At 64.1% G+C, this 17458-nt stretch carries 16 protein-coding genes; 10 read left to right on the top strand and 6 right to left on the bottom strand.

The genetic code is table 11. The annotated features are described in order from the left end of the window. The first annotated feature begins 2 nt into the window (after positions 1-2). Positions 3-680, top strand: a complete 678-nt coding sequence (locus tag JC607_RS05050; RefSeq protein ID WP_198835864.1) for a GntR family transcriptional regulator — start codon at positions 3-5, stop codon at positions 678-680. On the opposite strand, the gene JC607_RS05045 is transcribed toward JC607_RS05050, so the two are convergent. From JC607_RS05045 to JC607_RS05020, 6 genes are all read right to left on the bottom strand, one after another. Further along, positions 659-1684, bottom strand: a complete 1026-nt coding sequence (locus JC607_RS05045; RefSeq protein WP_198835863.1) for an aldo/keto reductase — start codon at positions 1682-1684, stop codon at positions 659-661. The two genes, JC607_RS05050 and JC607_RS05045, sit on opposite strands and share 22 nt — an antisense overlap. A 1-nt stretch (position 1685) precedes the next feature. Further along, positions 1686-2726, bottom strand: coding sequence for a Gfo/Idh/MocA family protein (locus JC607_RS05040; RefSeq protein WP_198835862.1), 1041 nt, complete (start codon positions 2724-2726; stop codon positions 1686-1688). Between the two features lie 5 nt (positions 2727-2731). Further along, positions 2732-4636, bottom strand: a complete 1905-nt coding sequence (locus JC607_RS05035; protein WP_198835861.1) for a hypothetical protein — start codon at positions 4634-4636, stop codon at positions 2732-2734. Beyond that, entirely contained in the window at positions 4633-5640 is a 1008-nt protein-coding gene (locus JC607_RS05030) for an ABC transporter permease (RefSeq protein WP_198835860.1), read from the bottom strand. The genes JC607_RS05035 and JC607_RS05030 overlap by 4 nt, the downstream gene beginning before the upstream one ends. A 115-nt stretch (positions 5641-5755) precedes the next feature. Beyond that, a complete protein-coding gene (locus JC607_RS05025; protein WP_370584753.1) occupies positions 5756-7231 on the bottom strand; it encodes a sugar ABC transporter ATP-binding protein in 1476 nt (491 codons plus the stop codon). Positions 7232-7389: 158 nt separating this feature from the next. Then, positions 7390-8364, bottom strand: a complete 975-nt coding sequence (locus JC607_RS05020) for a substrate-binding domain-containing protein (RefSeq protein ID WP_198835858.1) — start codon at positions 8362-8364, stop codon at positions 7390-7392. 339 nt (positions 8365-8703) lie between these two features. Between JC607_RS05020 and JC607_RS05015 the strand changes: the two genes are divergently transcribed. The 9 genes from JC607_RS05015 (at position 8704) to JC607_RS04975 (ending at position 17405) form a co-directional block, all read left to right on the top strand. Continuing rightward, on the top strand, positions 8704-9519 hold the full coding sequence (locus tag JC607_RS05015; RefSeq protein ID WP_198835857.1) for an SDR family NAD(P)-dependent oxidoreductase: 816 nt from the start codon (positions 8704-8706) through the stop codon (positions 9517-9519). Positions 9520-9530: 11 nt separating this feature from the next. Continuing rightward, positions 9531-10385: a sulfurtransferase gene (locus JC607_RS05010; RefSeq protein ID WP_198835856.1), complete on the top strand. Its 855-nt coding sequence runs from the start codon at positions 9531-9533 to the stop codon at positions 10383-10385. 281 nt (positions 10386-10666) lie between these two features. Beyond that, on the top strand, positions 10667-11470 hold the full coding sequence (locus JC607_RS05005) for a GntR family transcriptional regulator (protein WP_198835855.1): 804 nt from the start codon (positions 10667-10669) through the stop codon (positions 11468-11470). A gap of 52 nt (positions 11471-11522) precedes the next feature. Continuing rightward, positions 11523-12458: an acetaldehyde dehydrogenase (acetylating) gene (locus tag JC607_RS05000; protein ID WP_198835854.1), complete on the top strand. Its 936-nt coding sequence runs from the start codon at positions 11523-11525 to the stop codon at positions 12456-12458. Further along, positions 12455-13465, top strand: coding sequence for a 4-hydroxy-2-oxovalerate aldolase (gene dmpG, locus JC607_RS04995; RefSeq protein WP_198835853.1), 1011 nt, complete (start codon positions 12455-12457; stop codon positions 13463-13465). Before JC607_RS05000 ends, dmpG begins: the two co-directional genes overlap by 4 nt. Next, a complete protein-coding gene (locus tag JC607_RS04990) occupies positions 13462-15189 on the top strand; it encodes an IlvD/Edd family dehydratase (RefSeq protein ID WP_198835852.1) in 1728 nt (575 codons plus the stop codon). Before dmpG ends, JC607_RS04990 begins: the two co-directional genes overlap by 4 nt. A gap of 10 nt (positions 15190-15199) precedes the next feature. Then, positions 15200-15946: an SDR family oxidoreductase gene (locus tag JC607_RS04985; RefSeq protein ID WP_198835851.1), complete on the top strand. Its 747-nt coding sequence runs from the start codon at positions 15200-15202 to the stop codon at positions 15944-15946. A gap of 18 nt (positions 15947-15964) precedes the next feature. Next, positions 15965-16414, top strand: coding sequence for a VOC family protein (locus JC607_RS04980; protein ID WP_198835850.1), 450 nt, complete (start codon positions 15965-15967; stop codon positions 16412-16414). A gap of 118 nt (positions 16415-16532) precedes the next feature. Beyond that, the gene (locus JC607_RS04975) at positions 16533-17405 is read left to right on the top strand and encodes an MBL fold metallo-hydrolase (RefSeq protein ID WP_198835849.1); all 873 of its coding nucleotides are present in this window, start codon (positions 16533-16535) and stop codon (positions 17403-17405) included. The last annotated feature ends 53 nt before the right edge of the window (positions 17406-17458 follow it).

The following is a 17458-nucleotide window of genomic DNA, read 5'->3' as shown; positions in this document are numbered from 1 at the left end:
GAATGGCGACCGCCTGCGACCGGATACGCGACGCCATTCTTAACGGTGACCTGGCACCGGGCGCCCGGCTGTCCCAGGTCCGGATCGCCACCGAACTCGGCCTGAGCCGCAGCCCCGTGCGCGAAGCCTTGCGCCTGATCGGGCGCGAGGGGCTCGTCTGCTCTGCCCCGGGCCGCCAGGTGATGATCGCCCCGGCCTCGGCGGCGGATCTGGATGAGCTTTCTGCGTTGCGGATCAAGCTCGACTGCCAGACGCTGCGCGCCAGCGCCCGGGATCTGCGCCCCGAAGATCTGGCCATGATGCGGACCGCGCTTGGCCGGATGGAGGCGGCCGGGCCGGGCGGAACCGACGCCGCTTATGAAAAAGCGCACCGGCTTTTCCATCTGACCCCGATCCGACGCGCCGGGGGGCGCCACGCCGATTTCTCGGCGCGGCTTCAGCTTCATGTCGAGCGATATCGCCGGATCTGGCGCACAGGCAGCGGGCCGCAATCCGCGCCCGACCACCGCAGTTACCTCGCCGCCTGCGAAGCGCGCGACGGTGAGACTGCGGCGCGGCTTCTTGCCCTGCATTATGCGCGCGCGGCGCTGATGCTGATTGCGCGGATGGACCCGTCTTTCGAGCCGGTCCGCCTGCGCGCCGCGCTGATCGCCGCCCGTCAGGGCAGCGGCACATCCTGAGCGACGAGCCCCTCGCCGCGCAGATCCGACCAGAAGCCCTGCGGGATATCCGTTCCGAAATGCGCAATATTCTGCGCCACTTCGGCCGGGGTCACCGCCCCGAAGACCACCGAGCAGACCTCGGGCGCCGCCAGCGGGAACTGCAATGCCGCTGCCGCCAGTGAGATCCCGTGTGCGGCGGCAATCGCGCTCAGCCGTTGCACCTTGCCGGCGATGGCCGGCGGCACCGCGCCATATTCATATTTCGCCCCCTCGACGAGGCCGGTGGCCAGGATCCCGGAACTGAACGCCCCCCCCACCACCACCGAGGCGCCGCGGCGGCCGGCCTCGACGATCTCATCCCGATAGATCTCATGTTCGAGCAGCGTATAGCGCGAGGCGACGAGAAACAGGTCCAGATCGGTGTCGGCAAGGAAACGGCGGATCATGCCGCGCTCATTGATGCCGGCGCCGATAGCGCGGATCTCACCCGCGCGTTTCAGCTCGTCCAGCGCGCGGTAGCCGCCGCCCTGATCCAGTTCGCGCAGTTTGGCGTCCAGCGCCTCGGGCGTTTTGAAATAGCCGCTGTCGAGGTCGTGGATATAGACGGCATCGACCTGGTTGATGCCAAGGCGCTGCAGGCTGTCTTCATAAGAACGCATCACCGCGTCATAGGTGAAGATATGATGCGGCTCAAAAGCCAGCGGCGCCTGCCAGGCCGGGGGCACAAATCCGGTCCGGTCGCGCGGCGCGCGCAAGACGCGACCGACCTTGGTCGTCAGCACATAATCGCCACGCGGACGGTCATAAAGCGCACGGCCGGTGCGGTGCTCGGCCTGGCCAAGCCCGTACCAGGGCGCGGTATCGAAGAACCGGATGCCGCCATTCCAGGCCGCCTCATAGGTGGCGCGGGCCTCAGCCTCGCCGATGGCCGCATAGACGCCGCCCAGCGGGCAGGTGCCAAGGCCGAGAACCGGGATTTCGAAACTGGTACGCCCGACTTCGCGACGCATTTCAGGGGTCATTTCAGGCTTCCTTCAGCAATTCGGCAATGCCGACAGTCCGGCCCGAGGCCGCAGAACGATAGGCGGCTTCGGCAAGGGCATAGGTCTTCAGACTGTCCTGCGCCGAGGTCTCGAAATCACGCCCGTCCCGCAGGCAGTCAATGAAATGCTGCTGGGTGCGGGGCACCGAATCCTGGATCTGCGTCCAGGGCGCCGCGGTCCAGGCCCGGCCATCCTCTGCAATCACCTCATCGCGCCGCCCGGCAGCGGTATGGACACGCAGCACCTGGCCTTCGAGGATCTCGACCGTGCCAAGACGACCCTCGATCTCGCCCAGGGTTTGCGGGAACGGGTTCGGGCTTTTATGGCTGGCATAGCTCACATCGACCACCGAGACCGCCTTATTGTCATGGCGCAGCAGCATGGTTGCAGCATCCTCGCCCGCGATCCCCTCTTTCACCGACTGGTTGAAGCAGCTGACCTCAGAGGCATCCCCAAGCAAAAAGCGCGCCAGATCAAGCATATGGATACCGACATCCATGATCATGAAACGTCTGGTCTCAACCAGATAGGGCTGGTTGGTATAAACGTCGATATCATTGCGCCAGTTGAGGCGGCCGAAGGTGATGTCGCCAATCTCTCCCGAGGACAGGATCTCGCGCAAGCGGCGGAAGATCTTCTGAAAGCGGAAATTCTCATGCAGCATGACCGGCACACCGGCTTTGCGGGCATTGGCCTCGATGCGCAGGCAGGTCTCGATATCGGGGGCGAAAGGCTTTTGGACGATGACCGGCACACCCGCCTGGACGGCGAGGCCAACCAGGGCTTCATGTGTCTCCATCGTGGTGCAGATATCCACGAAATCGAAGCGCCCCGATTGCAGGACAGCGGCATCTGTCACCCATTCTGCAATACCGAATTCTTTCGCCGCGGCCTCGGCCCGTACCGGATCGCGGTCACAGATCGCCGCGATCCCGGCGCCCTCGACCTCGGCCCAGGCGTTAAGATGGTTGCGCGAGAAAAAGCCCGCGCCGATGAAAAGACCTTTGAGATTCTGGCTCACAGCATTCATTCCTGTTGCGTCAAATGCAGCACCGCATAGGCGTCCAGCTGCGCGGGCAGCGGAACGATAACGGGGTCTGCGGGATTACCGGCGTCCAGCAACGCGGCGTGCGGCTTGCGCAGCCCAGGGTCTGGCAGCGCCAGCGGCGCGGGTGTCAGATTGGCGATCAGCGCCTCGCGCCGACCGTCTTTCTCCCAGATCACCGAGGCCAGACCACCCCCGGTCGTGGCCGAGAGAAGCCGGCCCCCTGCCGCCGCCGCGAGCCATTTCGCGACATGGTAAAGCGGATAAAGCGCGCCGTCCGGCTGCTCGTCCCAGTAGGGCCGCGCATAATCCTGGCGGGTCGAGATCAGACCGAAAGGCCCGGTGGCAGCGCCAAAGGCAAAACGCACCGGCGCGAAAGCTGCGATCCGCGCCAGATAGCCCACCGTCCAGGCCGCCGCATAAAGCCCGCGCTGGCGCGGGTCGCGGGCGGCCATACCCTCACGTGAGCCGGGGGCATTGTCCGACGGGCCGGGGCCGTAAGGGTTGATCCTCGCGCCGATGCCGGTCGGCCCGATCAGAAGCGGCGTCCCGTCCGAAAGCGCCCGCGCCGAGGCGAGGATATGCGGCAAAGATTGCAGCGTCTCCATCACCGAAGCGTCATCGGCGGCATGGACCACCGGTGTCGTGGCAAAGCTCAGACCCGCCCAAAGTGCCGGTTGGGGACGTTTGCGGTTGAACTCGGTGAAAAAGGCCGGCGTGCCGCCGATCTTCTCGCTTTGCGGGAAGTGTTTCGCCAGCGCCGCCGCGATATCCGGTTCGGCGGGATGTGGCGGGCGCGCCTCGCCCGGCTGGAAGCTCTGCTCGTCGATCCTTGCGAAAGCCCCGATCCGGGCGGGGGTGATGCCCGCTGAACTGAGCCTTGCGGCAAGTGCGGCAAGCTCGGCATCGGCCTCACCTGCCGCAGCGCTTGCAAGGATCGCCTGCACCTCAAGCTGCGCGCCGGTCAGATCCAGCAGGGCCGCAAGCGGCGCCAGATCCGCCGCCGCCGCGCCGCGTGTCGTATCATGGCGCAGCAAAAGCCAGGCGGGCGCCAAGGCGCGCAGCGCCCCGGAATGCTCAAGCGCCGCCGCTGCATCGTCCGGATGGTCAAGCGGCAGCGCATAATCGGGCAGGCGCTGCCCCGCGGCCTCCGGCACAGCGACCGCGGATACAGCCGCAGCCGTCGCACCCGTATCGGTCATGGTGACCGTCACCGCCTGGGTAACAGGCGCGGCAGGGTCGAGCAGATAGGGATAGGGCAGGCCGATCGGGCGGCTATAGGTCTTGAAAGAGGCATCTGACCAGTTCCGGTGATCCTCCATCTCGAAAATATCCCCCTCGAACCGGGTCTCGACCGCAAGGCCGGGCACCGGGCGATGGGTGATCACCTGCATATCCATCACCGGCTGTCCGGGCGAGATCTGCGCCGGGATCACCAGATCCCGGCCAGGGGCCGAGGCGTGCCCCACCGTCACTTCGGTGCCTGCAAAACCGTCGAGCGGATGCAGGATCACAAAGCCGGTACGATTGGTCTCAAAAGGCGCCTCGGCGCGGATCAGGGCCTCGGCGCGCAACCGCCCCGAAGCCTCACCGGTCAGCCGGACCCCGACCTTAACGCCGGTGCCGGCGGTGCCGTAATGCGCGTCATAGCTGATGGTGAACCGTTCCGCCGTTTCCCCGATCTCAAGCGCGGTGATCAACGGCGCGGGCGTGCCCCAGCCCGGTGTGCGCACCAGGAACATGACCGCGCGCAATACCTCGACCCCGTTCCAGCGGATCCAGCGCAGCGCGCCCGCATCGAACGCGGCCTCCAGCGGGCCCGCGCGCAACAGGCGCACAGGGGCTTCGGTGATTTCGGTTCCGGTCAGCGTGATTGCGCGGCTCATCTGCTTTGCCTCTTGATGAAATGGTCAAAGGCCACGGCCGCGACGATGATCAGCCCGACCAGGATCTGCTGCGTGTAGGGCGACACATTCAGGATCACGAGCCCGTTCAGAAGCACCCCGGTCAGCAATGCGCCAATCACCGTGCCTGCCACGCCGCCGGTGCCACCGTAAAGGCTGGTGCCGCCGATCACCACCGCCGCGATCGCGGTCAGCTCATAGCCGGTGCCGGCGACAGCTTCGGCGGAGTTGAGGCGCGAGGCCAGCACGAAACCGCCAAGCCCTGAGCAAAAGCCGATCAGGGCGTAGACCGAAAGCGTGACGCCGCTGACATTGATCCCGGAAAGCCGCGCCGCATCGGGGTTTGATCCGACCGCATAGACCGCGCGGCCAAAGCGGGTCTGGGTCAGCACCACCCAGGCGATCAGCGCGACAGCGGCAAAAATCAGCACCGGCACCGGAACCGGGCCGATCATGCCCCGCCCCCACCAGCCAAATGCCTCGTCAAATCCCGAGATCGGCCCGCCATTGCCGATGGTCAGCGCAATGCCGCGAAAGACGGTCATGCCGCCCAGCGTCACCACGAAAGCCGGCACCGAAAGCCAGGCCACCGCCATCCCCTGCAACAGCCCTGCGACCGTTCCGGCAAGAATTGCAGCCAAAGCCGCCAGAGCCCAGTGATAGCCACTGCCATCGGCGGACAGCATGAACCGCCCCTCGATCCCGCCCTTGGCCACGACCGCGGCGCAAAGACCGGACATCGCCACCAGCGCCCCCACGGAAAGGTCAATGCCGCGGATCAGGATGACGAAGGTCATCCCGATTGCGATGATCCCGTAAATCGAGACCTGGCGCAGAATGTTGAACAGGTTCAGCGGCAGCAGGAAACGGGGCTGCAGGCTCGCGAATATGATCACGAGGGCCAGCAGGAAGATCAGCGGTGCAAGCTTGCCCAGAAGGGCATACATCCGGGCGCGGGACAGCTCGTCGGCCTGGGCTTTGGTCATGGTCGGGTTCCTTGAAGTCAGTCGCGGAAGTCAGTCGCGTATCGGGTTCGGCTGCCGTCGCATCAGCGCCGCACCCAGTTGAAAGCCGGGTGGGCAGCGGCGAAAAATCCACAGGTCAGCCATGGCGGGTCATCCGCGCCATAAGCCCCTCGGATGTCGCATCGGCGGCGGGTTGTTCAGAAGTGGTCTCTCCCTCACGCAGGGTGACGATCCGGTCAGACAGCGCCAGCACCTCGGGCAGATCCGAAGAGATCAGCAGGACCGCCACGCCCCCGGCCGCAATTTCGCGGATCAGCGAATGGACATCTTCCTTGGCCCCGACATCAATGCCACGCGTCGGCTCGTCGATGATCAGGAGCTTTGGCTTCAGCGCGATCCAGCGCGCAAGGATGACCTTTTGCTGGTTGCCGCCCGAAAGCGTGGTGATCGGGGCGCGCAGACTGGCGGCACGGATGCCGAGCCGCTGCACGAAGCCGGCAAGCGCCTTTGCCTCACCCGGCCTGTCATTCCAGCCCAGCGGACCCGCCGGCACCGCGCCGGTCAGCGCAAAATTCTCGGCGACCGAACGGTCGGGCAGGATCGAAAGCCCCTTGCGATCCTCGGGCACATAGCCGATCCCCGCCGCCATCGCGGCCGCAGGAGACCCGGCCCGGAAAGGTCTGCCGTTCAGCAGGATCTCTCCCGATCCGACGGGATCAAGGCCAAAGATCATCCGCGCCGTCTCGGTCCGGCCGGCACCGACGATGCCTGCAAGGCCGAGGATCTCTCCGGCACGGACCACAAGGCTGACATCGCGGACCCGCTGACCGCCACGGCCACCGGGAACCGAGGCGAGGTGTTGCAGTTCGAGAACCGGTGCACCGGGCTGACGGGCGGCACCGGCGGCGCCGATCTCGACCTCGCGTCCGGCCATGTCGCGGATCAGCGAGGGGATATCCGTCTCGGAGACAAGCCCCGCAGAAACCGCCTTGCCATCGCGCAGAACGGTATAGGTGCGGCAGAAGGCGCGGATCTCGTCGAGACGGTGACTGACATAAAGCACCGCCACCCCCCCGGCAGAGAGCTGCGCGATGATCTCGCCCAGATGCGCCACCTCATTGGGGGACAGCGAGGCGGTGGGTTCATCCATGATGACCACGCGCGATTTGCGGGTCAGCGCCCGCGCGATCTCGACCATCTGCTGATGGGCGATGGACAGGCTCGCCACCGGGGCGCGCACATCGATTTCGAGGCCGAGCCGGGCGAGCGCCTTTCGGGCCGCCTCGCGCATCTGCCTCCAGTCAACAAGGCCCAGCCGGTTCAGCGGCAAATGGCCGGCAAAGATCGCCTCGGCCACCGAAAGGTCGGGGAAAAGCGACAGTTCCTGGCGGATCACGCTGATCCCGGCATGATCTGCCTCCAGCGGGCGGGTAAAGCGCACCGGCGCGCCATCGAGCAAAAGCATACCGCCATCGGGCTGATGCACGCCCGACAGCAGGTTGATGATCGTGGATTTGCCCGCCCCGTTCTCGCCCAGAAGCGCACGCACCTCTCCCGGCGCCAGGCTCAGCGAGACGCCGTCCAGAACGGTAACACCGAAGAATCGCTTCACGAAGCCCCGGGCTTCAAGCAGCGGGGCTGTCACGCCGGGGGCAGAACGGGGCGCAGATCCGGGCGCAGCATCAGAACCGGGGGCAGAGGGCAATGCGCCGGGGCTGCTTGCGCGCCCCGGCTTTTGCTGATCCTTCCCGGGAGGGGAGGACGGATGGCTCATTCGCCGATCTGCCCGACACGCTCGGCCTGGTCGAGATTGTCTGCGGTGATCGCGACGGGCGCGACCAGAACCTCAGCGCTCTCGGGGCGGGTGCCTTCACGGATGAACGCGACAAGCGTCGAGACCGCAGTGCGCCCCTGAAGCCCCGGGAACTGATCGACGGTTGCCGCCAGATCACCCGATTTCACGGCCTTCAGCGCGTCTTCCGACCCGTCATAGCCATAGATCGCGACCTTGCCCTTAAGCCCGCGCGCATCGACAGCCTGAGCGGCCCCCAGTGCCATATCGTCATTGGCCGCGATGATGACCTGCGGAACTTCTGCAAGGCCGGTCAGGATGTTCTCGGTGACCTCCAGGCCCTTATCGCGCGAGAAATTGCCCGCCTGCTCGGCGACGAAAACGTATTTCTCACCAGCCGCGTCGAGCACTTTATGCGCGCCGCCATTGCGGTCATTGGCCGTTTTGTCGCCGGGGATGCCCTGCAGGTTCACGATGGTCGCGCCATCGGGAAAGGCTTTGACAACCGCCTCGCCCTGGGCTTCTGCGCCCTTGAAATTGTCCGCCGCGACATTGGCAAGCACATCGGGCACGCCATTGACCGGACGGTCGACCGTCACGACGGCGATGCCGGCGTCAATCGCCTGCTGCACCACCGGCGCCAGCGCATCGGCCTCGACCGGCGCGAGGATGATACCATCGACCCCCTGAACAATGGCCGCCTCGATATCGGCGATCTGCTTGGGCGCAGAGAGCTGGCCATCCGCGACCACGATGGTCACGCCGCCCAGCTTATTCGCCTCATCTTTCAGCTCGTCGGTGAGGAATACGAAATGCGGGAAGGCGAAGGTCAGCGGCGAGACGAGGATGGTGACTTCGGCATCCTTGCCCTTGGGTTCAGCCGCTGCGGGCAGCCCGAGCGCACCGGCCAGAGCCAGGCCGGAAGCCGCGAGAAGGAACGTGCGTTTCAGCATGATGGTGATTCCTGTTGATTAAACTGTATGCAGTTTGCCTCTGCGGGCGCCTTAGTAAAGCGTACAATATGGTTTCTTTTCGCTTTGCAAAGGAAAATCGTTGCTGCGCCTGCACCACCCCGGAGTATATTTTTTCCCCTTAATTTTCAGTGTGATCTGTCATACTTCTATGAAGACACTCCGGCATTACGCTGCTTTGCAGCAAGAAATCACCTCAGTTTCCGCGATGCAGCACGGAAAAACTATTTGCATTTACTGTAGTCTGGAATTGAGAAGTAACCGAAGATCACCCGGACCGGCAGCAAAGCCGCAGCCCGGCAGACCATAAGGAAAAGTGACATGTCCAGCTATCTTGCCGATCTCTTTTCGCTCTCCGGAAAGACCGCCCTGGTCGCCGGTGGCGCCGGGGCCATCGGGTCGGCTGTATCCGAGGGCCTGGCACGCGCAGGCGCGACCGTGATCGTGCATGACCTCGCGCAGGACAGGCTCGACAAACTCTCGCAGGACTTTGCCGCGAAAGGCCTGACATTTGCCGGCCTCCAGGCGGATCTGAGCACGGCAGAAGCTGCCGCGGATCTGGTTGCGCGGGCCAAGGAACTCACCGGTCGCATCGATATCCTGATCAACCTGCAGGGCGCCAACCGGCGCAAGCCGATCACCGAAGTGACCCCCGAAGATTTCGACCTGATCACTTCGGTCAATCTGCGTTCGGTCTATTTCCTGTCTCAGGCCGTGCATCCGGTGATGAAGGCGCAGGGCGGCGGCAAGATCCTGCATTTCAGCTCGCTCTCCGCCAATATCTCCTTTGATACGATCTCGGTCTATGCGGCGACCAAGGCGGCCGTGACCTCGCTGACGCGCTCCCAGGCGCATGAATGGGCCGATGACAATATCCAGGTGAATGCGATCGAGCCGGGCTTTGTGCAGACCGAATTCACAAAGCCGCTCTGGGATGACAATTACCGCGCCGAATGGTTTGCGAATTTCATCCCGCAGGGGCGGCTGGCCGTGCCTGAAGACCTCGTGACAACCACGCTCTATCTTGTTGCGCCGGCGACCCGCTATGTGACCGGACAGAATGTGGTGATTGACGGCGGCGTGCTGACCGGCGCTTCCTGGGTCGAGGCACCGCGCCGCCCGGGCATCGCGCGCTGAAGGAACATCCCATGAGCAAATGGCTGATCGAAACCGATGACCTCGCCGCGCTGCTGGCGGCCGAACCGGGTGCCGACCGGGTGGTGCTGGACTGTTCCTGGTATGTGCCGGATGCCGGTCGTGACGGGCATGAGGATTTCCGGGCGGGTCATATCCCCGGCGCGCGCTTCGTGGATCTGAACGCGATTTCCGACCCGGACTCGCCCTATGTGAATATGCTGCCCGAAGCATCGGTCTTCGCGCGCGAGATCGGTGCCCTTGGCATCGGCGCCGAGACCGAGGTGATTCTCTATGATGCCGGCTATGTCTCGGCGCGGCTCTGGTGGATGCTCCGCACCTTTGGTCATGACCGGGTGAAAATCCTGAATGGCGGCTGGCGGCGCTGGCTGGCCGAGGGCCGTCCCGTCGCGACCGGCGATTTTGTGCCGCCGGCCTTGCGGGATTTCCCCGCCCGCCTGGCCGGGGGCCGCGTGGTCGCCCTGGCCGAGATGCGCAATCTGGTCGACCAGGGGGCATCAATCATCGATGCCCGCACCGCCGCGCGTTTCGACGGGCATGAGGGATCGGGCTATCCGGGTGTCGCTTCCGGCTATATGCCGGGCGCGATCAACACGCCCTGGGCGTTGTTCTATGAACCCGCCCCCTCATATCGTTTTGTCAGCGCCGAACGTGCCACCGAGATCTTTGCCGGGAAGGGCGTTGATCTTTCCGGCGAGGTGATCACCACCTGTGGCTCTGGCGTCACCGCCTCAATTCTCGGCTTCATGCTCGAGGCAATCGGCCATCCGCAATGGCGGCTCTATGATGGCTCCTGGCATGAATGGGGCCAGCAGGACGACACACCAAAGCGGATAAAACCGCTTTAAGGGCGCGTCGCCCAAAGAGGACGTGACCATTTTTGTAATACAGTTTTTCGGCAGCAAAAAGAGATCCTTACTGCCGGAAAATGGCCCTACAGGCCTAATGATCATGATTTACACAGTATTATCAGTATATTAATCAGGATATACGACGCAAACCTGCAGCTCCCAATCCTGCCACAGAAAGGTTCCGCCGCTCAGATTCGAAAAATCTGCATACAGTTTTATTGACGGGCCAGACCAGGGCCGATAAACTCCCTACACGCTTACCGACGGAAGGCCATGCGATGCCGGACCTGCTCTCTCCCGCCAGCGACCCGACCCCGGGTCAGCCGGAATCCGCGCCGGGCATCCGCATGGCCGATGCCTATGAACGCATTCGCTCGGCCATTCTTGACGGCGTGCTGCCGCCGGGCGGGCGGCTGTCGCAGGTCAGGATCGCCGACCAGCTGGGCCTGAGCCGCACCCCGGTGCGCGAGGCGCTGCGGCTGATCGAGAAAGAAGGGCTTATCACCTCGGAACGCGGTCGCCAGGTGGTGATCTCGCAGACCTCGATGGCGGATCTTGACGAGCTTTACGCGCTCAGGATCAAGCTCGACACCACCACGGTGCGCGCCACCGTGCCGGAACTGACCGATCCCGACATTGCCGCGATGTCGGATTGTCTTGCCGCCATGGATAAGAACAGCGCCCCCGGGCTTTTCGCCGAATTCGACGCCGCGCACCGCGAATTCCATATGATTCCGATCCGTCTGGCGGGGTCGCGCCATGCCGATTATTCGACCCAGCTGAACGAACATGCCGAGCGTTACCGCCGCATCTACATGACGCAGCCCAGCTCGTATCAACAGTCGCGTGACGAACACCGTGCGATCATGGATGCCTGCGCCGCGCGCGACGGCGAAGAGGTCGCCACCCTGCTGGCCGAGCATTATGCCCGCATCGCACTGACCATCATCGCCCAGATCGATCCCGCATTCGAGCCGCGCCAGCTGCGTTCGGCAGTGCGGGTTGCCCGCCAGGGTCGCGACGGCCAGGAGCGCAAGCTGGCCTCCGAGCGCCGTCTGGCCGGCAAATCCCTTCCCCTGTGATTATCTCCGCCCTCCGCGATGCGGCAGGGCGCCTCTTCCGAAGGACTGAAGAATGACCCGCCGCAAGGTTGCGATCATCGGCTCCGGCAATATCGGCACCGATCTGATGATCAAGGTAATGCGCCTTTCCAAAGTACTGGAAATGGGCGCAATGATCGGCATTGATCCTGACTCCGATGGGCTCGCGCGGGCAAAGCGCCTTGGCGTGCCGGTCAGTGCCACAGGCGTCGAAGGCTTCCTTGCGATGCCCGAGGCGGATGAGGTCGTCATCGCCTTTGATGCGACCAGTGCCGGTGCCCATGCGAAACATTCCGAAATGCTGGCCGCACGCGGCATCCGCATGGTCGATCTGACCCCTGCGGCCATCGGCCCCTTCGTGGTCCCTGTGGTCAATCTCGAGGCCAATCTGGACGCGCCGAATGTGAATATGGTCACCTGCGGCGGCCAGGCGACGATTCCGGTTGTGGCCGCAATTTCCCGCATCGCGCCCGTGGCCTATGCCGAGATTGTTGCCGCCATCGCTTCGAAATCCGCAGGCCCCGGCACCCGGGCCAATATCGACGAATTCACCGAGACCACCTCGCGCGCGATTGAGAAGATCGGCGGCGCGAAACACGGCAAGGCGATCATCATTCTGAACCCGGCAGAGCCGCCGCTGACGATGCGCGATACGGTTCTGTGCCTGTGTGACGAGGCCGATCCGGAGGCGATCCGCGCTTCGGTGCGCGAAATGGTCGAAGAGGTGCGCCGCTATGTCCCGGGCTACCGGCTCAAGCATGAGGTCCAGGTCGAGAAGATCCCGGCCAATGCGCCGCTTATCCTCGCAGATCACGATATCCGTTTCACGGGGATGAAGGTCACCGTCTTCCTCGAAGTCGAGGGCGCCGCGCATTACCTTCCGTCTTACGCGGGCAATCTCGACATCATGACTTCGGCAGCGCTGCGCACCGCCGAACGCCTGGTTCTGGCTGCGGAGAAAAAGGCATGAAGAAAGTTTACCTCCAGGACGTCACCCTGCGTGACGGGATGCATGCGGTCCGCCATCAGCTGACGCCTGACCGGGTCGCAGCGATTGTGGCAGCGCTGGATGCGGCCGGGATTGACGCCATCGAGGTCGCGCATGGCGATGGGCTGGCCGGATCTTCGCTGAATTACGGTTTCGGCTCGCATAAGGATCATGACTGGATCGCCGCGGCAGCGGAGGCCTGCAAATCGGCGCGGCTGACCACTTTGCTGCTTCCGGGCATCGGCACGATCGAACATCTGCGCGAGGCCTATGCGCTTGGCGTGCGCTCGGTTCGCGTCGCCACCCATTGCACCGAAGCCGATGTCTCGCGCCAGCATATCGAGGCGGCGCGCGGGCTTGGCATGGATGTCTCGGGCTTTCTGATGATGGCGCATCGCGCGCCGGCCGCGCTGCTGGCGGAACAGGCGAAGCTGATGGAAAGCTATGGCGCCCATTGCGTCTATGTCACCGATTCCGCCGGTGCGCTGACCATGGCGGGGGTGAGCGAACGCATCCGCGCTTACCGCGATGCGCTGCGCCCGGAAACCGAGATCGGCATTCATGCGCATCAGAACCTGTCGGTGGCGGTCGCCAACAGCATCGTCGCCCTGCATGAAGGTGCCACCCGCGTTGACGCCTCGCTGGCCGGTATGGGGGCAGGTGCGGGGAATACGCCGCTGGAGCCGCTGGTCGCGGTCCTGAAACGTGAGGGCTTCAGCCATGGGGCTGATCTGTTCCGCATCCAGGACGCCGCCGATGATCTGGTGCGCCCGCTGATGGACCGCCCCGTCCAGGTCGACCGCGAGACGCTCTCGATCGGCTATTCCGGGGTCTATTCCAGCTTCCTGCGGCATGCCGAACGCGCCGCGGCGCAATATGGCGTCGATACAAGGGCGCTGCTGGTCGAGCTTGGCCGGCGCGAGATGGTTGGTGGTCAGGAAGATATGATCGTCGATGTGGCGCTGGATATGGCGGGGGGCGAAAAATGAGCGACAAAAAAGAGCTCCGGTCCCGGCAATGGTATGGCGGCAACTCCAAAAGCGCCTTCATGCACCGGTCCTGGATGAAGAACCAGGGCATGCCCGAGGATGAATTCGACGGCCGCCCGGTGATCGGCATCTGCAACACCTGGTCCGAGATGACGCCCTGCAATGCCCATCTGCGCGACCTTGCCGAAAAGGTGAAGTTCGGCGTCTATGAGGCAGGCGGCTTCCCGGTGGAATTCCCGGTGCTTTCCGCCTCGGAAAGCCAGACCCGCCCGACCGCGATGCTGCATCGCAACCTTGCGGCGATGGATGTCGAGGAATGTATCCGCGCCTATCCGGTCGATGGTGTCGTCCTGATGGCGGGCTGCGACAAAACCACCCCTTCTCTCGTGATGGGGGCTGCGAGCTGCGATATTCCGGCCGTCGTGGTCTCGGGCGGGCCGATGCTGAACGGCGTCGTCAAGGGCGAACGGGTCGGGTCCGGCACGGCCGTCTTCCGCTGGGTCGAAGAGCTCAAGGCCGGCAAGATGACCGAGGCAGATTTCCTTGCCGCCGAGGCCGGGCATTCGCGCTCGGCGGGGTCTTGCATGACGATGGGCACGGCCTCGACCATGGCGTCGATGGTCGAGGCGCTTGGTCTCGGCCTGTTCCAGAACGCCGCCATTCCGGCGGTGGATTCCAGGCGTCGGGTGCTGTCGCAACTGGCAGGGCGGCAGATCGTTAATCTTGTCAAACAGGATATCACGATCTCGAAGATCCTGACCCGCGAGGCGTTTGAAAACGCGATCCGCGTCAATGCGGCGATTGGCGGATCGACCAATGCGGTCCTTCACCTCATCGCGATTGCGCGGCGTGTCGGGGTCGATCTGGGCCTTGATGACTGGGACCGGCTGGGGCGCGGCGTGCCGACCATTGTCGATCTGATGCCGTCGGGGCGCTTCCTGATGGAGGATTTCTATTACGCGGGCGGGCTTCCTGCGGTGATGCGCGCGCTTGGCGAGCATGAGCTCCTGCATAAGGAGGCGCTGACCGTCGCCGGTATCCCGGTCTGGGAACAGGTGCGCGAGGCCGAGGTCTATGATGCGGAAGTCATCCGGGACTGGGACAAACCGCTGCGCGACGAGGGCGGCATCGCCGTTCTGCGTGGCAATCTGGCGCCGCGTGGCGCGGTGCTGAAACCCTCGGCAGCTTCGCCGGAACTGTTCCGTCACCGGGGCCGCGCCGTGGTCTTCTCGTCAATCGAGAACTACTACAAGCGCATCAATGATCCGGATCTTGAGGTCGATGAAAACTCGATTCTGGTGCTGCAGAACTGCGGCCCCAAGGGCTATCCGGGCATGGCCGAGGTCGGCAATATGGGCCTGCCGAAGAAGGTGCTCGACAAAGGGATACGCGACATGATCCGCATCTCGGATGCGCGCATGTCCGGCACCGCCTATGGCACTGTCATCCTCCATGTCGCCCCCGAGGCGGCTGATGGCGGCCCCCTGGCCTTTGTGCGGGACGGAGACTGGATCGAGGTCGATATCGAGGCCCGCCGCCTGCATCTTGACGTGTCGGACGAAGAACTTGCGCGCCGCGCCGAGGGTTTCACCCCGGTGTTGCCGCCGGTGAACAGCGGCTATCAGCGGCTGTACCGGGATCATGTCGAACAGGCTGATCTGGGCTGTGATTTCGATTTCGCCAGCGAGTCGCGCGAGCTGAGCGTGCAACGCATAAGCCATTGAGGAGACCGCCATGGTGAAAACCGTTCTGATCACCGGCGGCTCGCGCGGCATCGGTGCCGCCACCGCCCTCGCCGCCGCCCGCGATGGCTGGCAGGTGGTGGTGAATTACCGCTCGGCCAAAGCCGGCGCTGACGCCGTTGTCAGCGCCATCCGCGAAGCGGGCGGTGAGGCCTGGGCCATCGCCGGTGACATCTCCCGCGAAGAGGATGTGCTGGCGATCTTTGCCGGCATCCGGGACCGTCACGGCAGCCTTGAAGGGCTGGTGAATAATGCGGGCATCCTGCCCCGGATCGGCCGGTTCGAAGAGATCTCGCTTGCCCGCTGGCAGGAGACTTTGGCCATCAATACGACCGGTGCCTTCCTGTGCTGCCGTGAAGCGGTGCGGCTGATGGCCCCCCGCCATGGCGGGGCCGGGGGCTCGATCGTCAATGTCTCGTCAATGGCGGCGACTTTGGGCGGCGCGGGCGAGTTTCTGGACTATGGCGCCTCGAAAGGCGCGGTCGAGACGCTGACCATCGGCCTGTCGAAAGAGCTTGGGCCCGATCAGATCCGCGTCAATGCGGTGCGCCCCGGATTGATTGCCACCGACATCCACGAAAGCTGCGGCGATGCCAGCCGGGCCGAGCGGCTCAAATCCAATGTGCCCCTTGGCCGGGTCGGATCGGCCGAAGAGACCGCCTCGGTCATCGCCTGGCTGCTGTCGGATGCCGCAAGCTATGTCACAGGAACATCCGTCGCCGTCAGCGGCGGTCGCTGAATTCCCGAGGAGGATACCATGCCCATCACCGTCAACCATACCGGCATCACCGTTAAGGACCTGGACCGCGCCGAGGCGATGTTCCGCGATCTGTTCGGCTTCGAGACCTTTTCACGCGCGCCGCGCGATCCGGCGGTCATCTCGGCCGTGCTCGGCGTGCCGGGTACCGAGGTCGAGATCGTCTATATGAGGAACGGGGCAACCAATATCGAATTGCTGTGCTATTCCAAACCTGATGACCGGAAGGATTACCGGATGCGTCCGGTCGATCTCGGCTCTTTGCATATGGCGATGAATGTCAGCGATATGGATGAGATGCTGGCAAAGGTTCGCGCCTGGCCGATGGATCAGGTCGGCGAGATCATCGTCATCGACCAGGGCCCGAATACCGGCTCGCGCATCGTCTATTTCCGGACCCCGGAAGAGGGGCTGATCATCGAGCTGATCGAGAAAAAGCACCTCGCCTGAGCGCGGCCTCAGCCCCGGATGCGCTGAGCAATCTGCATCCGGGGCATGACATCCGTGACTTCTCTTGTTTGACGACAGCTGCCGAACCCCGGCATGTGATCCTGCGAAAGTCTGCCCGATGAGCCTCCCGACCGTTACCGCTTTCTACGAAAGCCGCACCGGATCTGTCCAATATGTGGTCGCCGATCCGGTGACGAAGGATTGCGTCATCATCGACCCGGTGCTGGATTATGACGAGAAATCCGGCGCCACCGCGACGATTGAGGCGGACCGCATTCTCGCCTTCATCGCCACCGAGGGCTACCGGCTGACGCAGATCCTCGACACCCACCCCCATGCAGACCATTTCTCGGCCGCCGATTACCTGAAGCGCAAAACCGGTGCGCCGACAGCAATCGGGGCGAAAGTGATCGAGGTACAAAAGCTGTGGAAGGGCTTTTACAACCTTGCAGACTTTCCGGCGGACGGGTCGCAATGGGACCGGCTTTACGAAGATGGCGATACGTTCTTTGTCGGAGAGATTGCGGCCCGGGTGATGTTTTCGCCCGGCCATACCCTGGCCTCGATCACTTATGTGATCGGCGATGCGGCTTTTGTGCATGATACGCTGTTCATGCCCGACAGCGGCACGGCGCGGGCAGATTTCCCCGGCGGCTCGGCCCCTTCGCTCTGGGCGTCGATCCAGGCGATCCTCGCGCTGCCCGATGCGACACGGGTCTTTACCGGTCATGACTATTGTCAGGGCGGACGGGCGGCTGCCTGGGAATCAACCGTGGCCGCGCAACGCGGCACCAACAGCCATATGTCGAAATACCTGACAGAAGCCGCCTATGTCGCAGCCCGCGAGGCCCGCGATGCGACATTGCCGATGCCGAAGCTGATCCTGCATGCGCTGCAGGTGAATATCAATGCCGGGCGCCTGCCCGCACCGGAATCGGATGGCAGACGCTATCTGAAGATCCCGCTCGACCTGCTGAAAGCGCCGTGGTGAACTATGCTGGCCCGGCCCCCGTCCAGGCAGGCCAGTGAGGAATTGGGAGCGGG

Origin of the sequence: Paracoccus sp. IB05, from assembly GCF_016405985.1 — a bacterium.
In the GTDB taxonomy this organism is placed as follows: Bacteria; Pseudomonadota; Alphaproteobacteria; order Rhodobacterales; family Rhodobacteraceae; genus Pseudogemmobacter.
Note: the sequence above shows the minus strand (reverse complement) of the source record. Positions and strands in the feature narration are given on the sequence as shown.